The sequence below is a fragment of the Marinicellulosiphila megalodicopiae genome (assembly GCF_045862395.1).
Taxonomy (GTDB): domain Bacteria; phylum Pseudomonadota; class Gammaproteobacteria; order Pseudomonadales; family Natronospirillaceae; genus Marinicellulosiphila; species Marinicellulosiphila megalodicopiae.
The window spans coordinates 1,455,082-1,476,480 of sequence record NZ_AP023087.1 but is presented as its reverse complement, the minus strand read 5'-3'; the positions used below and the strand labels follow the sequence as shown (position 1 = coordinate 1,476,480).

Here is a 21,399-nt window from a genome sequence, read left to right as displayed (position 1 = left end):
CGCTATAATCAAAACTTAGAGTATATTTTTATACTCAAAATAAAAACTGGATATTAATGCAGTAAAGATTGTGCACCGTTATTCACATTTTGGACATGCATTTTCATTCGTGTGAAGAGTTTTTGGAAATAAAAGTGTGTGTTTTGCTTTTTATTTTCAATAAATTCAGTTCGCTGAGAGCCAGAGTCAATTTGATTAATCATTTTTAAATAAAAATAACCATACATCAAATACCCAAACCCATCCAAATAATCGGTGCAAACTGCATTAATTGTAAAATCCAATTTATCCTTTTGCGCTAATAACTTATTCGTGCAACTCAAAAACTCAGTAAAGCCCAACTCCAATTGTTCACTGTAATTGACAAATTGATCCTCTAATTGCCACGTTTGCATTTCAGCAAATAGCTCATTTGTGAATTTTTTCAATACAACAGCTTGATCAAAAGCCACTTTTCGACCTAAAAAATCAAGAGCCTGGACACCATTTGTTCCTTCATAAATTTGAGCAATTCGTGCATCACGCACATATTGCTCAGCTCCGGTTTCTTGTATAAAACCATGACCGCCATATATTTGTTGAGCTAGCACTGTCGATTCAAACCCTCTGTCGGTTAAAAAAGCCTTAACAACTGGGGTTAACAAAGCCACCTGACTATTTATTTTTTCATCCTGAGTGTCTTTGTATTGATCTAATTTGTGAGAAATAAATATCGCTAAGCAACGAGCGCCTTGAGATAATACCTCTTGAACTTTAAGCATTCTGCGCACATCGCCAAATGCTAATAAATTATTCCCATATTTGGTTTGGCCCTGCTCACGCTCTTTTGCATATTCAAGTGCATTTTGCCATGCGATATCCCCTAATCCCAAACCTTGTACGGCAATAGATAATCGTTCAAAATTCATCATGGTAAACATCGCTTGTAGCCCTTGATTTTTTTTACCAATTAACACTCCTTTGGATTTCTCAAAACTTAACGCACAGGTAGCACTGGCTTTGATGCCCATTTTATGTTCAATATTTGTACATTGCACATGATTATTATTGGTTAAATTACCTTGCTCATCTTCATTAAATTTACTGACTAAAAATAATGAAATGCCTTTATTTCCTTCAGGCTCACCTTCAATTCTGGCTAAAACCAAATGAATAATATTTTTACTTAGATCGTGCTCTCCTGCTGTTATAAATATTTTATTACCTGTAATTTCAAATTGGTCTGTTGCTGAAATTGGTACCGCTTTAGTACGAATGGATCCTAAATTTGTACCTGCATGGGGTTCAGTCAAACACATACTTCCTGAGTATTCACCACTGTATAACTTAGGTAGATATTTTTGCTTTAATTCATCACTTGCATGATTAAGTAATGCTTGTGAAACGCCTGTGGTTAACCCCAAATACAACGTAAATGAACAATTTGTTGCGTAAAGCATTTCTTCAAACATAACTCCTACGGATTTTGGAAATCCCATGGCACCATATTCTTGAGAACCGCACAAACCAAACCAGCCGTTTTCAGAAAATGATTGATAGGCTTCTACGAATCCTTTGGGTGTATGCACAGGTGGGGTTTGTGTTAAATCAAAATGACAACCTTCTGCGTCACCTGAGGCATTAATAGGCAACAATACCTGCCTGCAAATTTTGTCAGCTTCATCTAAAATAGAATCCACCATATCGTCAGTGGCATCGGTAAAGTTAGTAGAATGCTGCCAAAACTCGTTTAACTTAAAAACGTCACGATATAAAAATTGATAATCTTCAATAGGCGCTTGGTAAATACTCATAAAAACCTCTAAACAATAATATAAAAAACCTTACCCATGCACGAAAGCACAAAAGCACAAAAAGCGACTGAACATTCAAAGAAGGTCCCCTTCTGCCAGAATGTTCACCAAGCGTTTAATTAATCATCTTTTCGATTAATTAAACTTAAAGAGCGACTAAACATTCAAAGAAGGTCCCCCTTCTGCCAGAATGTTCACCAAGCGTTTAATTAATCATCTTTTCGATTAATTAAACTTAAGGAGCGACTGAACATTCAAAGAAGGTCCCCTTCTGCCAGAATGTTCACCAAGCGTTTAATTAATCATCTTTTCGATTAATTAAACTTAAAGAGCGACTGAACATTCAAAGAAGGTTCCCTTCAGCCAGAATGTTCACCAAGCGTTTAATTAATCATCTTTTCGATTAATTAAACTTAAAGAGCAACTTAAAGAGCAACTTAAAAATCATCCGCAGACATTTGCATCAATGTTTTTGATCCACCTAACAAACAATCTTTAAATCCGCGGGTTCTTGGCAATAGACGCTCATAATAAAATTCACAGGTTTGTATTTTATTAATGTACTGTTGTTTGTTTTCACAATTTGGATCTTCTAATGCTTGCATCGCTTTATATGCCATTTGCGCCCACATATAAGCAAGTACTGCATAACCTGAATACATTAAATACTCAACGCATGCTGCATTGACTTCGTCTCGATTTTTACGCGCTTTTAATCCGATTTTAAGTGTCATCCACCCCCATTCTTTACTCATTTTTATTAAGCGATTCGTAAAAGGTTTCATTTCTTTTATGGATTTAGCTTGTTTGCAAAAACTTTGCATTTCTTTTGTGTATTTTTTTAATACCTGCCCTCGATTAGACAGCACTTTTCGCCCCAGTAAATCTAAAGATTGAATCCCTGTTGTGCCTTCATATAATGTTGAGATACGGCTATCACGAACAATTTGTTCCATGCCCCATTCTTTAATATATCCATGCCCACCAAACACTTGCATTCCTAAGTTTGCACATTCAAACCCTGCCTCAGTAACAAATGCTTTAGCGATTGGCGTTAATAATCCTAAAAATTCATCGGCTCTTGTTTTTTCAGGACTATCTTGTTCTTGTTTGGCAATATCCACAAACATACCTAATTGGTATATCAACATACGCGAACCTTCTGCAAAGGCTTTTTGTGTTAATAACATACGTCGCACATCTGCATGCTCGATAATTAAATCTGCCGGTTGGTCTGGGGATTTTGTTCCTGTCATCGCACGCATAGCACGACGGTCTTTTGCATAGGCAAGTGAACCTTGATACGCCAGTTCCATAGTACTTAAACCTTGAACCGCTGTTGCCAATCTTGCGAAGTTCATAAAGGTGAACATGCAATTTAGCCCTTTATTTTTCGGACCTATTAAGAACCCTTTTGCACCGTCAAAATTCATCACACAGGTTGCGTTGCCATGTATGCCCATTTTATGTTCTAACGACCCACAACTAACATGATTGGCTTCACCATTTAATAACTTTGGTACCACAAATAAAGAAATCCCTTTACTGCCTTCTGGAGAATCTGGCATCCTTGCTATTACAATATGAACGATGTTCTCTGCTAAATCATGCTCACCTGCAGATATGAAAATTTTAGTTCCCTCTATGCTATAACTGCCATCATCTTGTGGTGTCGCTTTGGTTTTTAATAATCCCAAATCTGTTCCACAATGAGGTTCTGTTAAACACATTGTGCCTGTCCATTGCCCACTCACTAGTGGAGTTAAATATTCTTCTTTTTGTTCGTCTGTTCCATGCATTTCTAAAGTATTCATTGCCCCATGACTTAAACCTGAATACATAGCCCAAGCCCAGTTTGCACTTCCACCTAATTCATTGATCACATTGCCTAACGACTCAGGCATACCCTGCCCACCAAATTCTTCTTTTTGTGCAAGAGATGGCCAACCATTTTCAACCCATTGTTCATAAGCAGCTTTAAAACCAGTAGGCGTTGTTACAACACCGTTATCAAATTGACAGCCTTCTTGATCTCCCACTTGATACAAAGGCGCTAATACCTGTTCACAAAATTTTGCAGCCTCTTCCAAAATGGCTTCAACCATATCATCGCTGGCCTCTGTTGCTCCTATGGTTTGGCAGTGTTTTGAATAATCTAAACTATCTAAAACAAAATGAATGTCTTCTATGGGCGCTTTGTATTGGTGCATATTGACTCCAGAATATGGTCAAATAAGTTAAGAAAAATATTTGTAACAATAAGTTTATAACAATCAGATTTGTAACAATCAGATTTGTAACAATAAGTATAGTCAGTGATTTTAACTATGCCGAGTTACAAACGAATATCTGTGTAAATAGTGAATCAAGTCATTTTAAAGTCACTTTTATACTTCTTTTTATATTCTCATTTATACTTTCATGACTAACATCGAGTGTGTAATCATCATAAAAAAGGAAGATGAGTTAACAAATGTAAAAATAATATTAAAGCCAAATAACAAAATGCCGATATAGAAAATATAACATTCCACAGTTAGCATTAGGGGAAGGGACAATGGAAACAATGCAAAAAGAACAATGGCATAAAAAATACATTGGTGATGAAATAAAAATACGAGGACATCGTTATATGGTCAGCGCTAATTACCCAAAAGACGGGTATTTATTAGCATTTCCTATTAATGGGCAGTTATTTAACAAAGCGTCACTAAAAGTTCGCTACACTGCTTCTATTTGAAATTTTAATGGATTGTATATCCCTATAACGAGATTAAATGTTGAATTTAATCTCGTTTTTTTTGCTTGAAATAAAATTATTACCCACCCATGGTTGAACTTAAATCCCACATTGGCAAGAAGATACCCAGCGCAAGCACTAAAACCATAACCCCCATAAACACCAACAAAATTGGTTCTATGGATTCAGCCAGTCGCTTTAAATCGTACTCTACTTCTTGCTCGTAAAAATCCCCAACCTCTTCTAATAATTCAGCTACCTGCCCAGTTTCTTCCCCTACGGCCATCATTTGTAATACTAAATTATTAAAAACACCTGTACTGGCTGCTGTTTTTAAAAGAGTATCGCCCCGTTCAATACCATTTTTCATACTCAATACTGCATTGCCTATTTTTTGATTCCCAACTGCCCGAGCAGTAACACTTAGTGCTTGTAACATTGGCACACCAGAATGCAGCATCATAGCAAAGGGCCTTACAAATCTTCCAAGGGTGATTCTTGTAAAAATAGGACCTACGATTGGAATTTTTAATATCAAGCTGTCTTTAAATAAAATGCCTTTTTCAGTACGAACGTAAATCTTCCAAGAAATTATACTGATGATTAACACCGCTAAAAGCAGTGGCCAAAATTGTACAAAAAACTCACTGGTGCCCATTAATATTTTGGTAGGCATTGGTAATTCATTACCAAATTTACTGAATATTTTTGCAAATTTTGGAATCACGAATAAATTAACTACAACTAATGCAATAGCAATTGCAATGGTGACCATCATTGGGTAACGCGTGGCGGATTTCATTTTTTTCTGTGTTTCTTTTTCTAACTCAAGATGATCAATTAATTGTTTAAAGGCTAAATCCAATCGACCAGTAGTTTCACCTACATGCACCATTGAAATAAAAAGCTCTCCAAATACATATTTATAAGCAGACAAACTGTTTGCTAGTGTATTACCCCCTGTTAGACTGCTATTTACTTTAATCAATATCTCTCTTAAATGAGCGGATCGTGAGGACTGAGCTAATCCACTGATGGCTCTTGTTATGGCAATACCCGATCGAGTTAATGCATACATCTGTCTTGAAAAAATAATCAAGTCATCTTCTTTGATTTTAGGCTTAGGTAAAACAGATGAAATATCAAAACTTAAATCAAAACCGCCATTGTCTTGTGAAATTAAAATAGGAATAATTTGTTTTCGTTTTAATTCATTGAGCACATCGTGTTTGGATTTTGCTTGTAATTGTCCTGTAACTGAATTTCCCGAACCATCTTGGCCTCTGTATTTATATTTCATCATTGCTTCGATCTTCCAAGTCACTACTGATTCTAAATACTTCAGTCAAATCCGTCTCACCAGTTCGTGCATACATTAATGCTCGCTCAGACAAACTAATAAAATAAGGATGGTTATTTGCAGATCTTATAAATCCGTTATGATCCATATTTCTTAAATGCGTTAACATTTCATCATTAAACTCAAGTAGTTCATAAATCCCAATTCGCCCAGAATACCCTGTGTTATTGCATTGATAACAACCCGTTCCTTTATAAAATTGAAACTGCGTTTGTGTAGTGATTGGATTACTAACTGAATCGATATTTTCTTTTTCTAAATGGCTTATCACATCTGGTTCATCCAGTTCCAAAATCTCATTATTTATCTCCACCGATTGATCCATCGTTAACATTTCAGTTGGGTCTAAATCCGTCAGTTGATCATTAATTTGAATTTTATCACTTGTGGATATATCTTTTTTAAAGGATTTTTCTAAATGTCCCATCCACATTTTTTCTTGAGCAGTAGGTGTATAGGGTTGTTTGCAATTTATGCAAACTTTTTTAACTAAGCGTTGAGCGACAACTCCGCGCAATGCTGAAGCCACCATAAATGGCTCGACCCCCATATCCGCTAATCGTAAAGCACTAGAAATAGCATCATTTGTGTGCAAGGTTGATAACACCATATGACCGGTTAATGCCGCACGTAAACCAATATTAATGGTCTCTTGATCTCGCATTTCCCCTACCAAAATAATGTCTGGGTCTTGACGTAATGCGCTGCGTAGAATACTTGCAAATGATAATTCAATTTTACTATTCACTTGGACTTGATTGATTCGAGACAAACGATACTCAATTGGATCTTCAGCGGTAATGATTTTTCGATGAGGGCTATTTAATTTATTTAAAGAGGCATACAAGGTAGTGGTTTTACCAGAGCCCGTTGGCCCAGTGACTAAAATTAAACCATGAGGACGCTCAATTAATAATTCATAACGTTTACGAATATCCTCGGGCATGCCTAATTTTTCTAATGTCAATAATGCATTAGATTGATCCAATAAACGCATGACCACAGACTCACCATATTGAGTGGGCAATGTCGATAAACGTACGTCCATGGATTTATCATGAACTCGAATATTAAATCGACCGTCTTGTGGGAGTCGTTTTTCTGAAATATCCAAATTTGACATAATTTTTAAACGCAACACCAAGGCACTTGCAATGCGTTTTTCTTTCATTATTTGCTCTTGCAGTACGCCATCAATACGCATACGCACTCGAATAGAAGATTCATCAGGTTCAATATGAATATCTGAGGCTTTCGCTTGAACTGCGTCATCAAAAATAGATTGTAATAAACGCACAACAGGCGCTTCTGTTACGTCAGTTTGTTCCGCTAAGTTATTTAAATCAAAATCGCTATCGCTTAACTCCCCTTCTAATTCAGTTGCAATTTCAGCAATTTCATCTTGTTTGCGATAAACAATATCTAACGTCGCTAATAATTCAGATTCTCTGACAATAACTGGACTGACTGTTTTACCAATAATGCGTTGAATCTCATCAATGGCCATCAAGTCCATAGGATCGGCCATTGCCAATTGCATGGTTTGATCATTTAATTTAGACAACAATAATACTCGGTAACGACGTGCATTATTTTCAGGTAATTGTTTGATGATTTTTTGATCTAATTGAAAGTGTCTAAGTTCTATAAATGGTAAACGCAAATGTTTGGATAATGTTTCTAATAATTGTTTTTCTTCAACCAATCCCATATCAACCAAAACACGTCCAATTTTGTGCCCCGATGTTTTTTGTTCTTGTAAAGCAAGCATTAACTGGTCATTAGAGATTATATTCTCGTCAACTAATACATCACCGATTCGAATCCGTTTTTGTTGTGTCATAACTGCCCCTGTATTTTTTCCAAATATTGATTTGCATTATTGATAACATCATTTGAATCGTATCCCAAAGTTAAAAAATAACTGAATACTTTACGCGCTTGTTTATAAAGTTTTTCTTGATATAAACAATACGCTAATAAATAAAACCAAATTGACTGTTTTTCTTCTGACTTACTTAACTGCTGATATAAGCGAATGGCCTCTAAATATTTTTTATTTTTAAGCATCGTCCAGGCTAATAATTCAAATACGACCACCTCTTCAACTTCTTGATTTTCAATCAGTCTAATGTGTTCAATGGCTTTGATTTGAAATCCAGTAACGTTATAAAGCCAAATAATTTGATAACGAAGAATGACAGATTGAGGAAAGTCATGTATCGCTTCAATAAGATATTCTTCTGTTTCTTCCCATTGTTGTTCCGCTAATAACATTAGTGCCATTTGCGCTACTTGCAACTCATCCATTTTGCATTTTTTAAATGGTGTAATGTCTAATTCCGGCCCTAGTATTTCAACATTTCCATTATGAAAGTATAAATCCTGTTTCACTTTTGAATCGTCCATTACATAGGGCGATACATTATTTTCAATTCCTTTTCCTATTACATTTTTATTACGCTGTTGACGTTGGAGAATCTTTTTTTCAAGCATGGTCTGTGCTTTAGGCAAATTAATATATTTTACAATCGTCGTAATCAGTTTGGATTTTGAAATATGATCTTCTTCAACTAAAATAGATCCAATATGCCTTGGATCACCTTGCATAATTTTATCGTTTGCAAAATCAATTTGAGTCTCTGTAACAAGATTTAAGTCCAACAATATATTCGCTAACACAGAATCTTCTTCAACCCTTAAAAGGGATTGTTTTTCTTTATCTTTTGAGGAATCAGAATTCATTGACGACTCCTAATCTTCTTTAAATTATGTATTTTATTTTCAACAAAAATCTGGACTTTTTTATTTACTTGAGTATTGTGTCTTTCAAACATGTCATAAAAATAATATGCCTGGTTAATATTACCTACCTTTTCATTTAATATTGCCAGTTTTAACACATACTCAATGGGGCTATTTTCATTTAGAATTAATTTTTGATATAGCAAAATTGCCTGATCTGGATCAGTTTGCTCAAATACTTTAGCTTGGACCATCATCTTTTGCATATTACTTAAATACACTGATTGCGCTAAAGCTTGATCAAATTTCTTATCTTTTACCATATTCAATATTTGTTGAACATCCATTTTTGCAGAGGTTTGAACAAATGAATTTAGCTCAGTTGAATTTAACCCAGCTGAATTTAACCCAGCTGAATTTAACCCAGCTGAATTTAATTCAGCTGAACTTAACTCAGAGCGTTTTGATTGATTACTGGTTCTAAATAAAACATTCGAATCTGAATTGGTTTCAAATGAAGAATACTCTTTTGATTCTTTTATACGATTATCTAAATTGTCTTTATTGTTTATGTCACTTTTTTCAAATATATTTTTATTTATCACATCAGATGTAACTTTTGGATAAACATCACCAAATACAGATTCATTTTTTTCACGATCAATGCTATTTTTTGGATCTCGGATTATTAAACTAATTTTGGAATCAACTGATTTTGATGACTTTTTATTTATAGCTGCACTTGAACTTTCGTTAGAAGTTTCATTAAAAGTTTCCGCATGACTCTCATTACTCTCATTACTCTCATAACTTTCATTACTCTCATAACTTTCAAAATTCTCATACTCAACACCTGCTTGTTTTTGGTTAATATCACTTTGATTATGTTGCATATTCTGTAGTGATGAATTTTTCGTAACTAAATCAACACTTGACAAACTCACCCCAACATTTTGAGAATTATGTACCCATATATAAATTATTACAGCCAAACAAAAACAAGCTATCACTGCCATAATCACATAGATAAACTTCAAATTATCAGGCGCTGTATTTTTTTGCGACATAGGGTTAAACCCTACGTATTGTTTCGTAGCTTTTAATGCATGAATATTATCTAAAATATCAGAATAATGACTCATATCAGCCTACACAATGAAGTTATACAATGAAGTTATACCATAATGCCAAAGTAAAAATACTCAATGTCATTAAACCAAAAATTGAATAATAAAAAGCCGATTGATATGAAGGTTGTTCAAATAATTCATCGTCATATATGGCAAGTTTAATATCTGTATTTTGTAATTTTTTCCTGTTTTGTGAGAATGCATACAATAAACATTTATGACATAAGACATTAATCATTCTTGGTATTCCTTTAGAATACTTATGAATCAAATGAAATTGTTTTTCTGTAAAAATCCCAGTTGAATTGTAACCACATCGACCTAACCGATGCATAATATATTGTTTAGTTTGAGCAACCGTTAATGAGTCAAGGTGAAAACTAAACGTAATTCGTTGGCGCAACTGTCTAAAACGATGTTGATTTAATAACTCATCCAGTTCGCTTTGTCCCATCAAAATCACTTGGACTAATTTATGAGTTTCAGTTTCAAAATTGGTAATCAGCCTCAACGCTTCCAGAGTTTCCTCAGGTAACGATTGAGCTTCATCTATTAAAATAACCACACTTGAATGGGTTAAGTTTAAATTTAATATCTTTGCATGCACTCGCTCTATTAAAACTTCAACGGTAATGTGATCTGAGATATCCACTTTTAATTCTTTTGCTAAAAGTCGAAATAAACCTCGTTTGCTTAGGGTAGGATTTGGAATATAAACACAAACGTATTTATTTTGTTCTTCCTGCTGTTTTAAAGTTTTCTCTTGATTGGGAATATTAATATATTCATTCACCCAATCTTTAATTGAAGATTTAACTTGAATTGTGCCTGAAGAATATTGACCACCTGCATTAACCGCGACTTTATTTTTCTGTTTGACTTCACTTTTTTGAATACTGACTGGTTCAATTTCAGCGCTTACTTCTGATTTACAACGTTTCAAATAATGTAAAATTTTACGACATAAAATCGTTTTACCTGTTCCAACGTCCCCAGTAATTTTTAAAAAACCTTCACCTGATTCAATAGCGAATTTCATTAATTCCATACAATGATTATGAGAAGGTAAATTCACATACAATGAAGTATCCGGACTGATGGAAAATGGCATTTGTTCAAGACCATAAAATTTAGTATACATATTGACTCCTAATTACTTCTCAATAAACTGAGTAGTCTCAAATGTTTTTTCTACTTCATGACGCCATGTATCGGCATCAACGACCATTGGTTTAAGCAAAATCACCAATTCACTTTTTGCGCGCACATCTTGTGTTTGGCCAAACAAACCTCCGATAATGGGTAACCTTGCAAACCAAGGCAACCCTGTTTGACTGTTATTTTGTTTGTTTTGTAATAATCCACCTAATATGACAATCTCACCAGATTGAGCACGTATGATGCTGTCGGATTCTCGAATCGAACTAAATGCTAAAGGCAGTTGGTAAGTTTTATTATCTATTGAAATGACTTTCGTTTTTTCAACGACTTCCGTAACGGAAGGTTTAATATGTAAAATCACTTCATTATTTTCACTGATTTGTGGTGTCACATCTAAAGCAATACCAGAAAAGAAAGGTGTTAAACTTAAGCTTGGTGTACTTGATGCACTGTCATCGGAAGAATCAGAAGAGTTTGTCGAAACATTCGTCACAAAAAACTCATCTGTGCCCACTTTAATGACTGCTTTTTGATTATTCACAGTAGAAATTCTTGGCGTAGATAACACTTGAACTTCTCCTTGATGTTGTAACAATTGTAAAATGCCTGAAAAATCTCCAGCATTCACATTTAAATTAAACACACCCCCTATATCACTAACTGGTGGTACGATATTACCATCAAGATTACCGCTAAAAATATTACTGCCAATTTGCGAAACTTGACTTGCAAATGTATTCCAATTAATGCCTGTTTTATATTGATCTGACAAACTGACTTCTAATATTTTTGCCTCAATAATCACTTGTTTATTGGAACTTAATTCTGTTTTATTTAAAAAGTATTCAATGGTTTTTAGTTCATCGGTTAATGCATTCACAATCACCATGCCAGCTTGTGGATTTACCACAACAGAATTTGGGGACGGATTAGAAACCATCATTTTTAAAGTTTGCTCTAACTCTTGCCAAAAGTCGCTGTTATAACTTGTTTCTACTTTACTTGACTGAGTATTTTCACCAGAAATACTGCCACTGCTGACACCCGTATCGGATTTACCTTTACGTGCAATATTCAAATAATTAATGGTAAAAATTCGAGTTTGAATAGAATTTGGTAACACACGATATCCATATTCGTGTTTTCTAATATCCAAATGATAACTATCTTCAATGGCATTAAAAATAGACGACAAGCTGACTTGATCAAGTTTTAATGTAATTCGCTGGCTCACACTTGGATCAACCAAAATATTCATTTCAATGCTATTTGATAAATCTTCGAAAAACATTGCAGCGGGCATTTGTTTTACATCAAAACTTAATTTTAATTCAACAGGTTGTTCTTCAATAATATTATCATCCAACAAATTCAACATTGCATCATCATCAATACCATCATAATCAATACCATCATTTAAATTTGGATCAAATTCATTTTTTGAATCCATAAAGTTTTCTTGTTGAATATCGAGTTTTTCAATTGAAGCACAGCCAAACAAACAAAACGACATCATCAATAACACGACATACATACTATTTGAACTCCACCTTTTTGAATAAAAACTTTCTGAATGTGGGTTATTCATTTTCATCACCTACTGCTTTAATGGTTGATTCTTTATTTTGATTATTTTTTTCAAATACACTTTTTGATTGTTTTAATTTCAATTCATAAGTTTGATCGTCTTTTTTTACAATCACGCTTGTTGTGTGAATTGACATCAATTCAATAACACCTATTTTTGTGCCGACTTCGCTCCATTTATTATTGATTAATGCGCGCTTTTTATCGCCAATTGAACTAATTGAATCTAAATGGTATTGCACATCTATTGGTATCACTGGTTTCTCAGTTATTATTTTATTTTTAACTTTAGTAGAGTCGGATTTATCTAGAACGCTAGCTTTTACTGTTGCCATCTCGTTTAAATTAAAATCTTTTTTTGTTGGATCAGTTTTAATATGTGCGCTTGTATGAGCAAATGACTCGACACTGAATACCCACAAAACAGATAAAATAATTAAACAACACCCACCTCTAATCATTTTAATATCTTGAATACCTTTTTTATTAGACACCCAACCACCCTCCTTGACGACTTAATGTATAAATCGTTAATACAACCACTGCATTAGGTGAAGTGTTGGCACCGTTAATCGTCTGATAATCAATGCTTTTCCAATACACTTTATAGGGCATACCTTCTAAATCATGTAAGTACTTAGCAACGTCTAAAAAACTGCCTTCAACCGTTATTTCTAATTGGTGCTGATATAAACCCAGCGCTTCTTGTTTGATATGGTCAACAGATTTTAACGAAACCAGCGTAAGATGATCTTGTTTACTGACTATAGAATCTAAAAGTAACGTCATGGTTTTTGGATCAATTAATAATCGTGTAATCAATTCTATTTGACTGTCCACTTCTTTTATTTTTGATTCCGTGATGTTTATTTTTTCTTCTAATGATGCTTTTTCTGGTTGATTCACCAAGGCTTTTAATTTTGTTAAATCAGATTCAAACTGCTTGGCTTGATTCACATACTTAGTTTCTTGTTTTTTTACTTGCTCCAATGTATTAAAATTTAACACCACTGCTGTTAAGATACTTAACCCATAAATAGCTGAACACAGCATAAATGCAATAAACAATCGATGCGCAATGGGAACCTCATTTAATTTGGTGGTAATTTTATAAATTTGTGCCTTCAATTTAATCATTGTTCACCTCCAATTAAACTGTCACTTAATTTTTTAGCACGGATTGAATTTTCTTCCAATGAAGACCACTTAGGTGTTTTTATGGTTACATTTTTTTGAGTATTTTCTTTAGAGACTTTGAAATCTTGTGACGTACTAATTTCAAAACTGATGGCATTTTGAGTTTCATTTAATGGAAAAAGTTGAATCCCATTAAAAGTTGAGCCTGAAAAAATAGTTTGTTGCAAAGATTTTAGATAATCCGTTACATCGGTAGCTTTTTTAGCAACACCATTGATTTTCATTGATTGCATTGCATCGGAAAATGTAAAATTTGTTAACCATAAATTATTTATATCAGCCTTTGCCAATGCATCAAAATACAAATAAAATCCAATAAATGATGAATTTTCACTAAAGGTTAACGCATCAAATATCATTTGTTTTTCAGCCAATATACTTTGTTTGGCCTCCAGGACATTCGTTAAATTAAGACTTGTAATTTTATTTGGAAACTGCTGTTGATAGTCAATTAAAATTTGATATTGATTCTGCTGCTGTATAAATGCTTGCTGGGTGCTCACTTTGGCTAAATTAAGTTGGATATACAAAAAGGCATTCCAACTTACAAACACCACCATTAGAAATATAAATAATTTAAATAAAGCGGATGTGCTGAATTTAACATTATTTTGGATTTCATTTTCACGGTATAAATTAACTTGAGACTTATGAATTGAACTCATGCTACTCCACCGTGATAGCGCAATGCCCCTCCTAGTGCCTGATAACATTGACTCAACATTTCAGGCTGACTTTGTTTGCCCATTACAAATACATCGTCAATATCAACATAATGAATATTTGCATTAAAATTATCATTTAAAAAATTATAGATAGAATTGGGCAATTCCATTAACGAAAGAATCGAAATTTCATTGATCACCCCTAATCCTAATTGGCTTTCAAAGTAATCCATTGATCGTTGAATTTCCAACACCAATGAATCGTGTTGAATTTTGTCTGACAGTTGATTTTCTACTGGCTGATCTTCTGCTAACAATCCTAAACTGCCAATATCAATTTTTCGATTCACAACTAAATTATGATCGTGACATAAGTTGATTTGGCTATGTTGCCAACTGATTAATAACAATCCTGAATTATGATGTTTATTACAATAACTAGACAAATTCCTCAGCGCTTGATCTGCTATATCTACGCTATGCACACTTAAGCCTGTTTGCTTAATAATATCGATGGTTGCCATTACTGGCTCTGCTTCTGCTATCACAACAAAAGCCATCTTACGACGCCCATGAAATGCTTTTTCAGGCATAGGCAGCACATCAACAAACGCATCATCAATTTGATAAGAAATAAAGTCATTAGCTTTTAATTTTATAGCATCAACGACATCATCTTCGTCCACATCAGGCACTTCAACCAAGCGAATTTGGTACTGCTCTTCTGGTAACAATATGCTTACTGGCCAATCTTTTAAATTGTACTCAGCAATCACTTTTTGCACTTCTTGCACAGTGAATTTCTTCGTCTCAATCCATGCATTTGCATGAATAATCGCCGGTTCATTTCGTTTAATTTCAACCATTGCCATCGCAATGCCTTCTTGTTTTATTTCAAAACAAATCATGCGCGTGGGTTGATTATTTGGCTTGAACTTCATTTTCAGAGTAAACTTCCTCTTTAAAACATCTATGCCATGCTTTTAATCACTTTTTTTGTGCTTATAAGCCTAATTCTTTAAGATCTCACACCGATAGGTTTTTGAGCCCTTATAAATCAGCATAGACGAAAATTTACGATGTAAACTTTTTTTAAAATATAAAGAGAAATGATGTTAAACGTAGTTTTATTTGAACCAGAAATTCCACCAAATACCGGCAATATAATTCGCCTATGCGCTAATACTGGTGCACAGCTACACCTGATTGAACCTTTAGGGTTTAAAATGGATGATAAAGCACTCAGACGTGCAGGCTTGGATTACCACGAATTTGCCAATGTTAAAATTCACAAAGACTTTCAAGCATTTGTGGACACCTGCCAGCCAAAAAGAATGTTTGCGCTCACGACAAAAGGCCAAACCGGACACGATCAAGCAGGTTTTAAACTCGACGATTATTTAGTGTTGGGCCCTGAATCTCGTGGATTACCAAAAGATGTTCTTGATGCAATTGGTCAACCCTATTGGTTACGCTTACCTATGAAACAAGATAGTCGCAGTTTGAACTTATCTAATACCACAGCGATTATTGTTTATGAAGCTTGGAGACAAATGGGGTTTGTTGGCGGGGCTTAATTTGACAAAAAATCACATTTAACTTAAATGTGTGAAAATAAACAAACTCGCTTAAAAGTGAGTTTGTTTTTAATATTCAGTTTTATTTTTCATTGTTTCTAACGGCTTTAAACACTCCCCACAATCCATCTAATTTTGAAGTAGGTACATTTAATGTTTGAGCTAATTCATAAAAACTATGCACTAATTTTATTTGATGCGCATTATCATTACCTTCAACATCACGCCAAACCCTTAATTCATTTACATCAAATTTATAAGGTACAAGTTTTGTAACATTTTCTTTTGGATGCAATTCACTTAATTCTATTTTCTTTAATAGTTGTTTAGCTAACGAGTTCGCCAATTGATGATGCTCTAATTTTTTGAAAATAGAAATAGCATGGGCAAAGGTAATACCGTGTAACTTGCAACCTGCTAAAAAATACCCGTCAATATCGTGAAAAACATTAGTGACACTTTTATCAATCACCATTTTATAAAATCCATTCCAGTCAATTATATCCGTTTTTGGGGCGGGTATTTTTGTGTGATCATCTATTGAATAATATCGTTTTGGGTTGTCGTTTTGACAATTTTCAAGTACGTTAACGATATTGTTAATCACTTCTTCGCTTAGTGAAATTTTAAATTCATTAATGGCATCGATTACCAATGCGGCAAAAATCACATTATGTCCGTCGACCATTAGTTGATTTTTTTGTTTTTGAATGGCATTAACAATGATCTGCATCGACTGTTTATAGCTTAATAAATTATTATTATCAAACTGAATAATAAATGATTTGTTTTTGTTTATTTCGTCTTCAGCTCTGGTCAAAATTGCCTGATAAGTGTCTTGATTTTCTACAAACTTTCTATGTAAAAACAAACCACCTGCAATAATAGAAGCTCCAATATGACCTAAAAACCAATTGTCTTTTTGCTTATTGTTCGTACTTGCTAAGGCAAATATCCCTTGTTGTATAATGTTTTCCATGTTGATTCTCGTTTAACTGTTTAATGAATTCGTGCATGGTATATTCTTGCCACAAATAAGTAAATAAAAAACATTACTTATTATATTTTGATTTTTTCTGTGATCAAACATTAAACTAACTTCTAGATGTTAAAAATTAAAAAAAAAGGCCAACTACGTTTTATGTAGTCAGCCTTTTTTGAGATATTTATTTTTAACCATTTAAAATAGGAATCACTTGAGCATCTAATGCAAAGGCAGCATCTACACCTGAACCTGTGACATTAAATAATTGTCGTAACGCTTGGTGCACGTGAGCTGGGGTAAGTATGACACCATTAGCATCTGGCTCTAATGTATTAGAGTTGACTGGTACTGCATTTACTAATGCATCGGTGCCATTGATCACTTTATTGCCTGTCACACCATTTCCCATTGCGATCATGGAGCTAACATTCCAATGATCTTTGCCGTTATTGGTGTTATACCACGGAGTACGACCAAAGTCTGAGCCCACTATAACAGTGGTTTGATCTGCTATGCCTTTGGACTCTAATTGCTGCCACAAATGATGTAAGTCAGCGCATACTTCACGCATATTTGCTGACTGCCCATTATCACTGTTTGAATGAGTATCAAATCCACCATTACTGGCAATATGACAACTTGCGGCAAGGCCATTTGCAAAACTGGCAGCGGCAATAGACATTTGTCGTTGTTGATTATTTAAACCTGTCACAGTCAATGACCCATCCACACTTAATGCATCAATTAATTGTTGTAATTCGCCTCCTGCTTTTGCTGCTTGAGTTAATTGAACCCTGCGTAACTTTGAAGGTAATTCTGTTTTGCTTAACAAATGTTGATTGCGTTGCTCACGACTGTTTTCAATTAAATCGTAAATATCCGCGTCGTAGTAATTATAATTTGCATCAATTTTGTTGGTGTCTGTGATGTAGCTGATATTATTTACATCATCTAATCGGCTTTCTGGCACCAAGTCTGCGGTAAAGTTATAACCCTGCCCATCTGTAATAAATGCCATCGGTAATTCGCCATCAAACATCGCTGCATATAACGCAGAAAAATTTGGATACCCATCACCATTAGTGCCACTGGTTGCGTTACGCGCACCAGTTTGGTGACTGTTGGTCTGATGATTCACGCCGTTAATAAAACGTAATTTATTTTGATAACGATACACAAAGGCGTTGTACAATCCTTCTTGTGCAGCAGTTCGAATAGTAGCATCTGCATTTAACGCATCATTTAATGTATTTAATGCAAATTCATCGTCGCTTAAGATTTCATCAGGATCAGTGACACCTATATTGGCATCATCGACATACGCATTATTAATCCACAACGGTGCATAGCGTAAATTGCCTCGTTGCAATATTTGATCGGCTGTAAATTTATTTACACGGCTGTCATCACCTCGGTTATCACCTCGATCCGCATCGCCTTTTGGATCAATAAAACTGGTTGGATCCCATCCACCTGAACAATGATAATATACAAAAAACTGATCAGGTTTACTGCCAGCTGCTACAGCATTTTGTGCCACTAATGGCATGGTCATCATCCCACTTGAAAGGGTCATGTTTTTAATAAAGTTTCTACGATTTGTGTTCATAATATTACCTATTAAATTGGGTTAACTATTTGATGTTTGTTTTTCACTGTCACGTTTTATGTGATGTTATAAATGTGAAAACTCAAAATCTTTTAAGAAATAGTTAAGTACCGCCGCCCAAGTTCGAATTGCATATGAAGTATCTTTGTAGACTCTGTTTTCACCTTCAAGTAATTCATTACTGTCAGGATCGTAATCCACACGACATAAGTAGGATAAATCGCGACCTGCCTGTCCAACTAAGCGTTTTTGCTGCCCCAGTTGTAAAACACTTTGGTATAACTGGTAAGCCATATCCACTTCATCAGAATCAATTGCTACTTCTTGATGCCATAAAGTTAAGTGTAAATTCACTAAGGTTTGTTTAACTTGCGTTTCAGTAGCGATATAAAAGTTTTCTTCTGTATCTGCTCGTGCTGGTTCATATGCGATCAATTCAAATAGTTTTCGATTTTCAGGTGTTCGATAAAAATCTTGAGCGGTCATAAAGCAGGCGATTTCATTGGCCATTCGTTGTTGCATCGCCACCATAATTCCACCCTGTTCGTTTGGTGCGGTTTTGGTGTTGTTATGATCCACCCCACCATATAATCGCCAAGTACTTCGATTGCCTAAATGCATTCTAAAGCTGTCATCGACTTCTACTTGAGACCATAGGTGTCCTGTAATTGCATGTATTTTTGCTTGGATACGATCTGGGCTTAATAAACGGTCAGAACCAATTACTTGATAATCCAGCTGACTTCCCTCGACGGCATCCGCTAAATAATAATCACTGGTTAACAACACTTTTACAGCGGCTTTCACGTTTTCGCCACTATCGTTATAGGCTTTAACCATTGCGTTAATGACGGTTTGTTGTTGCTCATAACTTGCTTGGTACGCATTATTCATGTCATTGTTTAAAGATAAGACTTCTCGCCCTGTAAAACCGGTAAACAATGTACTTGCTACACTTTTGGCAAATAATGGATTTTGAGTAACCTGCCCTGCCAACCATTGTAAAGCATTCGCATCCACAGAATTAGTTCCAAATACAGGTGCCAATGTGCCTTCAAATCCGATACCCACACTTGGAATAGTCGTGCATTCATAATTATTACTGGACACTGAACACGCGCTATTTTTATACGCGCCACTGTATAACCAGTTTTTAAATGCATCGGCAACCGGATCAATTCGGCGATGACAAACTAAACAGTCTTCATTTGTTTTAGTTGGATCCATTGAACCAATAGAATCTGAAAAATCAATGACACTCGCATCACGATTACCTTCAATGGCTAAAATGTCGGTAGCTGCAAATAACTTATAAACAAAACGCGCTCGTGCACGATTCATATTTGTAGGGGTCGTGGTGTATAAATTTAAAAATGCAGGGGTTGATAAAATACCCGCATGTGGAAGCGCGGTGCCGTTTTGAGACACTTTTACTGGAATAAAATGACTTGGATCATGAGGGTAATCCACTAAAAAATCTCTGAAATCTGAATCGGTTCCATCACTTGGTCGTAGCTGTAAATCTGATGAACGCGATAAGTTTAATGTTTTAAATCCAGCTTTAATTTCTGTCACGTCTGCAACTTGAATAGTTGAAACTTCCATGGTTTGTTCATCTGTGAATTCTACATCAATTAATGGGGCAGCAAATTTATCAAATGCATCAAGACTCAATGCCTCACCATCTAAAGTATTTGGATGAAGCACCCTTGCTGAAAATGCGTTTACCAATGCGTAATCTGCGGTTAATATTTCACTAAAAGGTCGATCGTTTTTGGCAACATATCGAATAATTTGTAGTGGCTCATTTGCAATGGCGTCGTTGGTTAAATCCGCAAGCAATCCTTCATATGGTAAATCTTCCCACCAATAAATATCTGGATAATAACGCATTCTTTCGGCATTTGAATTATTGCAGGTGCCAGCTCGTCCACGATCGCAAAGTGTTAGTAAATCACGTCCATTTGAATAATTAGATTCGCGTTCATATTTAGAATGAAAACGATCCGTATGCATTTGGTCATTATAGATGTCCATTAAACGCGTATAAAATGCCTCACTATCGAGCCATTGATCCAACACCTCAGATCGATTACCTGCTTCAAAGGCTGCCACTTCATCAGCTGTTGGCACTTTACTGACTAAATCAAATGCCATTTTATATGCCGATTCTTTATTGGTAATTTTTAAAATTGAGCTTTCTGTTGTGTCGTGATTGGCCTGTTCGCTATTAAATTGAGTTAGCACATACGCAGCTACAGCATCAGCATCACTTCCTGTCACTAGTTCAGAATCAGAAGGCGGCATCGTTGTGCTGATACGCGCGGATAATGTCGATTGATTTGAACAGCTTGCACAACCAATTAATTTACCATTACTTGGTAAACTGCCATCGGATGCATGACATGTGGTGCACTGTGCGATATAAATTTGCTCACCAGATGCAACCAATTGAGCAGAAAATTCCCAGTCAGTGGTTGTATTGTCGCTTTGCTGATCCGTTGCGTCCAAATCACTATCAAACTCATCCTTTAATTCGTCCACGCCACAACTGACTAAAAATACAGTCAAACAGAGCATCACTATTAACTGCATCGTATTAGTAAAATTTGATTTAGACATATCAGACCTCAAAAGTAATTTTGTGCTATAAAGCTAGCAAACAATAACTGATCCTGCATTCGTAAATTTATATTTCTGCATCTTCAAAAAACCAAAAAAACCGTTTAAAATCAACAAGTTAACTAATTTGTAATTCATTGCAAGTAAGCGTAATGAATGGTTTTTTGTTGAATTTTGATAACTGTTTCAATCTAAAAGTGTCGGACAAACACAAAACTTCAATTGCTA

Annotated in this window: 17 protein-coding genes; 2 read left to right on the top strand and 15 right to left on the bottom strand. The window is 34.9% G+C overall.

Going from position 1 to position 21,399, the window contains the following annotated elements; genetic code table 11:
- Nucleotides 1-53: 53 nt before the first annotated feature.
- Both TYM08_RS06190 and TYM08_RS06185 read right to left on the bottom strand, forming a co-directional pair.
- Nucleotides 54-1,793: an acyl-CoA dehydrogenase family protein gene (locus tag TYM08_RS06190; RefSeq protein WP_422382095.1), complete on the bottom strand. Its 1,740-nt coding sequence runs from the start codon at nt 1,791-1,793 to the stop codon at nt 54-56.
- 437 nt (nt 1,794-2,230) lie between these two features.
- Nucleotides 2,231-4,003: an acyl-CoA dehydrogenase C-terminal domain-containing protein gene (locus TYM08_RS06185; protein ID WP_422382094.1), complete on the bottom strand. Its 1,773-nt coding sequence runs from the start codon at nt 4,001-4,003 to the stop codon at nt 2,231-2,233.
- Between the two features lie 347 nt (nt 4,004-4,350).
- On the opposite strand from TYM08_RS06185, the gene TYM08_RS06180 reads away from it, so the two are divergent.
- Nucleotides 4,351-4,533 (top strand): hypothetical protein, encoded by a 183-nt coding sequence (locus tag TYM08_RS06180; RefSeq protein ID WP_422382093.1) that lies wholly within the window; start codon nt 4,351-4,353, stop codon nt 4,531-4,533.
- 79 nt (nt 4,534-4,612) lie between these two features.
- Here the strand turns inward: TYM08_RS06180 and TYM08_RS06175 are convergent, their stop codons facing one another.
- The 10 genes from TYM08_RS06175 to TYM08_RS06130 are packed head-to-tail and all read right to left on the bottom strand — an operon-like array spanning nt 4,613 to nt 15,319.
- The gene (locus TYM08_RS06175) at nt 4,613-5,857 is read right to left on the bottom strand and encodes a type II secretion system F family protein (protein WP_422382092.1); all 1,245 of its coding nucleotides are present in this window, start codon (nt 5,855-5,857) and stop codon (nt 4,613-4,615) included.
- Entirely contained in the window at nt 5,823-7,736 is a 1,914-nt protein-coding gene (locus TYM08_RS06170) for a GspE/PulE family protein (protein WP_422382091.1), read from the bottom strand. Before TYM08_RS06170 ends, TYM08_RS06175 begins: the two co-directional genes overlap by 35 nt.
- Complete coding sequence (locus tag TYM08_RS06165; RefSeq protein ID WP_422382090.1) at nt 7,733-8,638, bottom strand: tetratricopeptide repeat protein; 906 nt, start codon at nt 8,636-8,638, stop codon at nt 7,733-7,735. Before TYM08_RS06165 ends, TYM08_RS06170 begins: the two co-directional genes overlap by 4 nt.
- Nucleotides 8,635-9,780 (bottom strand): hypothetical protein, encoded by a 1,146-nt coding sequence (locus tag TYM08_RS06160; protein WP_422382089.1) that lies wholly within the window; start codon nt 9,778-9,780, stop codon nt 8,635-8,637. Before TYM08_RS06160 ends, TYM08_RS06165 begins: the two co-directional genes overlap by 4 nt.
- 19 nt (nt 9,781-9,799) lie before the next feature.
- A complete protein-coding gene (locus TYM08_RS06155) occupies nt 9,800-10,909 on the bottom strand; it encodes an ExeA family protein (protein ID WP_422382088.1) in 1,110 nt (369 codons plus the stop codon).
- A gap of 12 nt (nt 10,910-10,921) precedes the next feature.
- Nucleotides 10,922-12,517 (bottom strand): pilus (MSHA type) biogenesis protein MshL, encoded by a 1,596-nt coding sequence (mshL, locus tag TYM08_RS06150; protein WP_422382087.1) that lies wholly within the window; start codon nt 12,515-12,517, stop codon nt 10,922-10,924.
- A complete protein-coding gene (locus TYM08_RS06145) occupies nt 12,510-13,010 on the bottom strand; it encodes a hypothetical protein (RefSeq protein WP_422382086.1) in 501 nt (166 codons plus the stop codon). The genes mshL and TYM08_RS06145 overlap by 8 nt, the downstream gene beginning before the upstream one ends.
- Nucleotides 13,003-13,653 (bottom strand): hypothetical protein, encoded by a 651-nt coding sequence (locus TYM08_RS06140; RefSeq protein ID WP_422382085.1) that lies wholly within the window; start codon nt 13,651-13,653, stop codon nt 13,003-13,005. The genes TYM08_RS06145 and TYM08_RS06140 overlap by 8 nt, the downstream gene beginning before the upstream one ends.
- Nucleotides 13,650-14,378 (bottom strand): PilN domain-containing protein, encoded by a 729-nt coding sequence (locus tag TYM08_RS06135; RefSeq protein ID WP_422382084.1) that lies wholly within the window; start codon nt 14,376-14,378, stop codon nt 13,650-13,652. The genes TYM08_RS06140 and TYM08_RS06135 overlap by 4 nt, the downstream gene beginning before the upstream one ends.
- Nucleotides 14,375-15,319 carry a hypothetical protein gene (locus TYM08_RS06130; RefSeq protein ID WP_422382083.1) on the bottom strand — a complete coding sequence of 315 codons (945 nt, stop codon included), beginning with the start codon at nt 15,317-15,319 and terminating at the stop codon, nt 14,375-14,377. The genes TYM08_RS06135 and TYM08_RS06130 overlap by 4 nt, the downstream gene beginning before the upstream one ends.
- A 171-nt stretch (nt 15,320-15,490) precedes the next feature.
- Between TYM08_RS06130 and trmL the strand changes: the two genes are divergently transcribed.
- On the top strand, nt 15,491-15,955 hold the full coding sequence (gene trmL / locus TYM08_RS06125) for a tRNA (uridine(34)/cytosine(34)/5-carboxymethylaminomethyluridine(34)-2'-O)-methyltransferase TrmL (protein WP_422382082.1): 465 nt from the start codon (nt 15,491-15,493) through the stop codon (nt 15,953-15,955).
- Between the two features lie 82 nt (nt 15,956-16,037).
- On the opposite strand, the gene TYM08_RS06120 is transcribed toward trmL, so the two are convergent.
- The 3 genes from TYM08_RS06120 to TYM08_RS06110 all read right to left on the bottom strand — a co-directional run bounded on the left by TYM08_RS06120 (nt 16,038) and on the right by TYM08_RS06110 (nt 21,171).
- Entirely contained in the window at nt 16,038-16,934 is an 897-nt protein-coding gene (locus TYM08_RS06120; RefSeq protein ID WP_422382081.1) for a hypothetical protein, read from the bottom strand.
- 193 nt (nt 16,935-17,127) lie between these two features.
- Complete coding sequence (locus tag TYM08_RS06115; RefSeq protein ID WP_422382080.1) at nt 17,128-18,549, bottom strand: DUF1501 domain-containing protein; 1,422 nt, start codon at nt 18,547-18,549, stop codon at nt 17,128-17,130.
- Between the two features lie 66 nt (nt 18,550-18,615).
- On the bottom strand, nt 18,616-21,171 hold the full coding sequence (locus TYM08_RS06110; protein WP_422382079.1) for a c-type cytochrome: 2,556 nt from the start codon (nt 21,169-21,171) through the stop codon (nt 18,616-18,618).
- Nucleotides 21,172-21,399 lie beyond the last annotated feature (228 nt).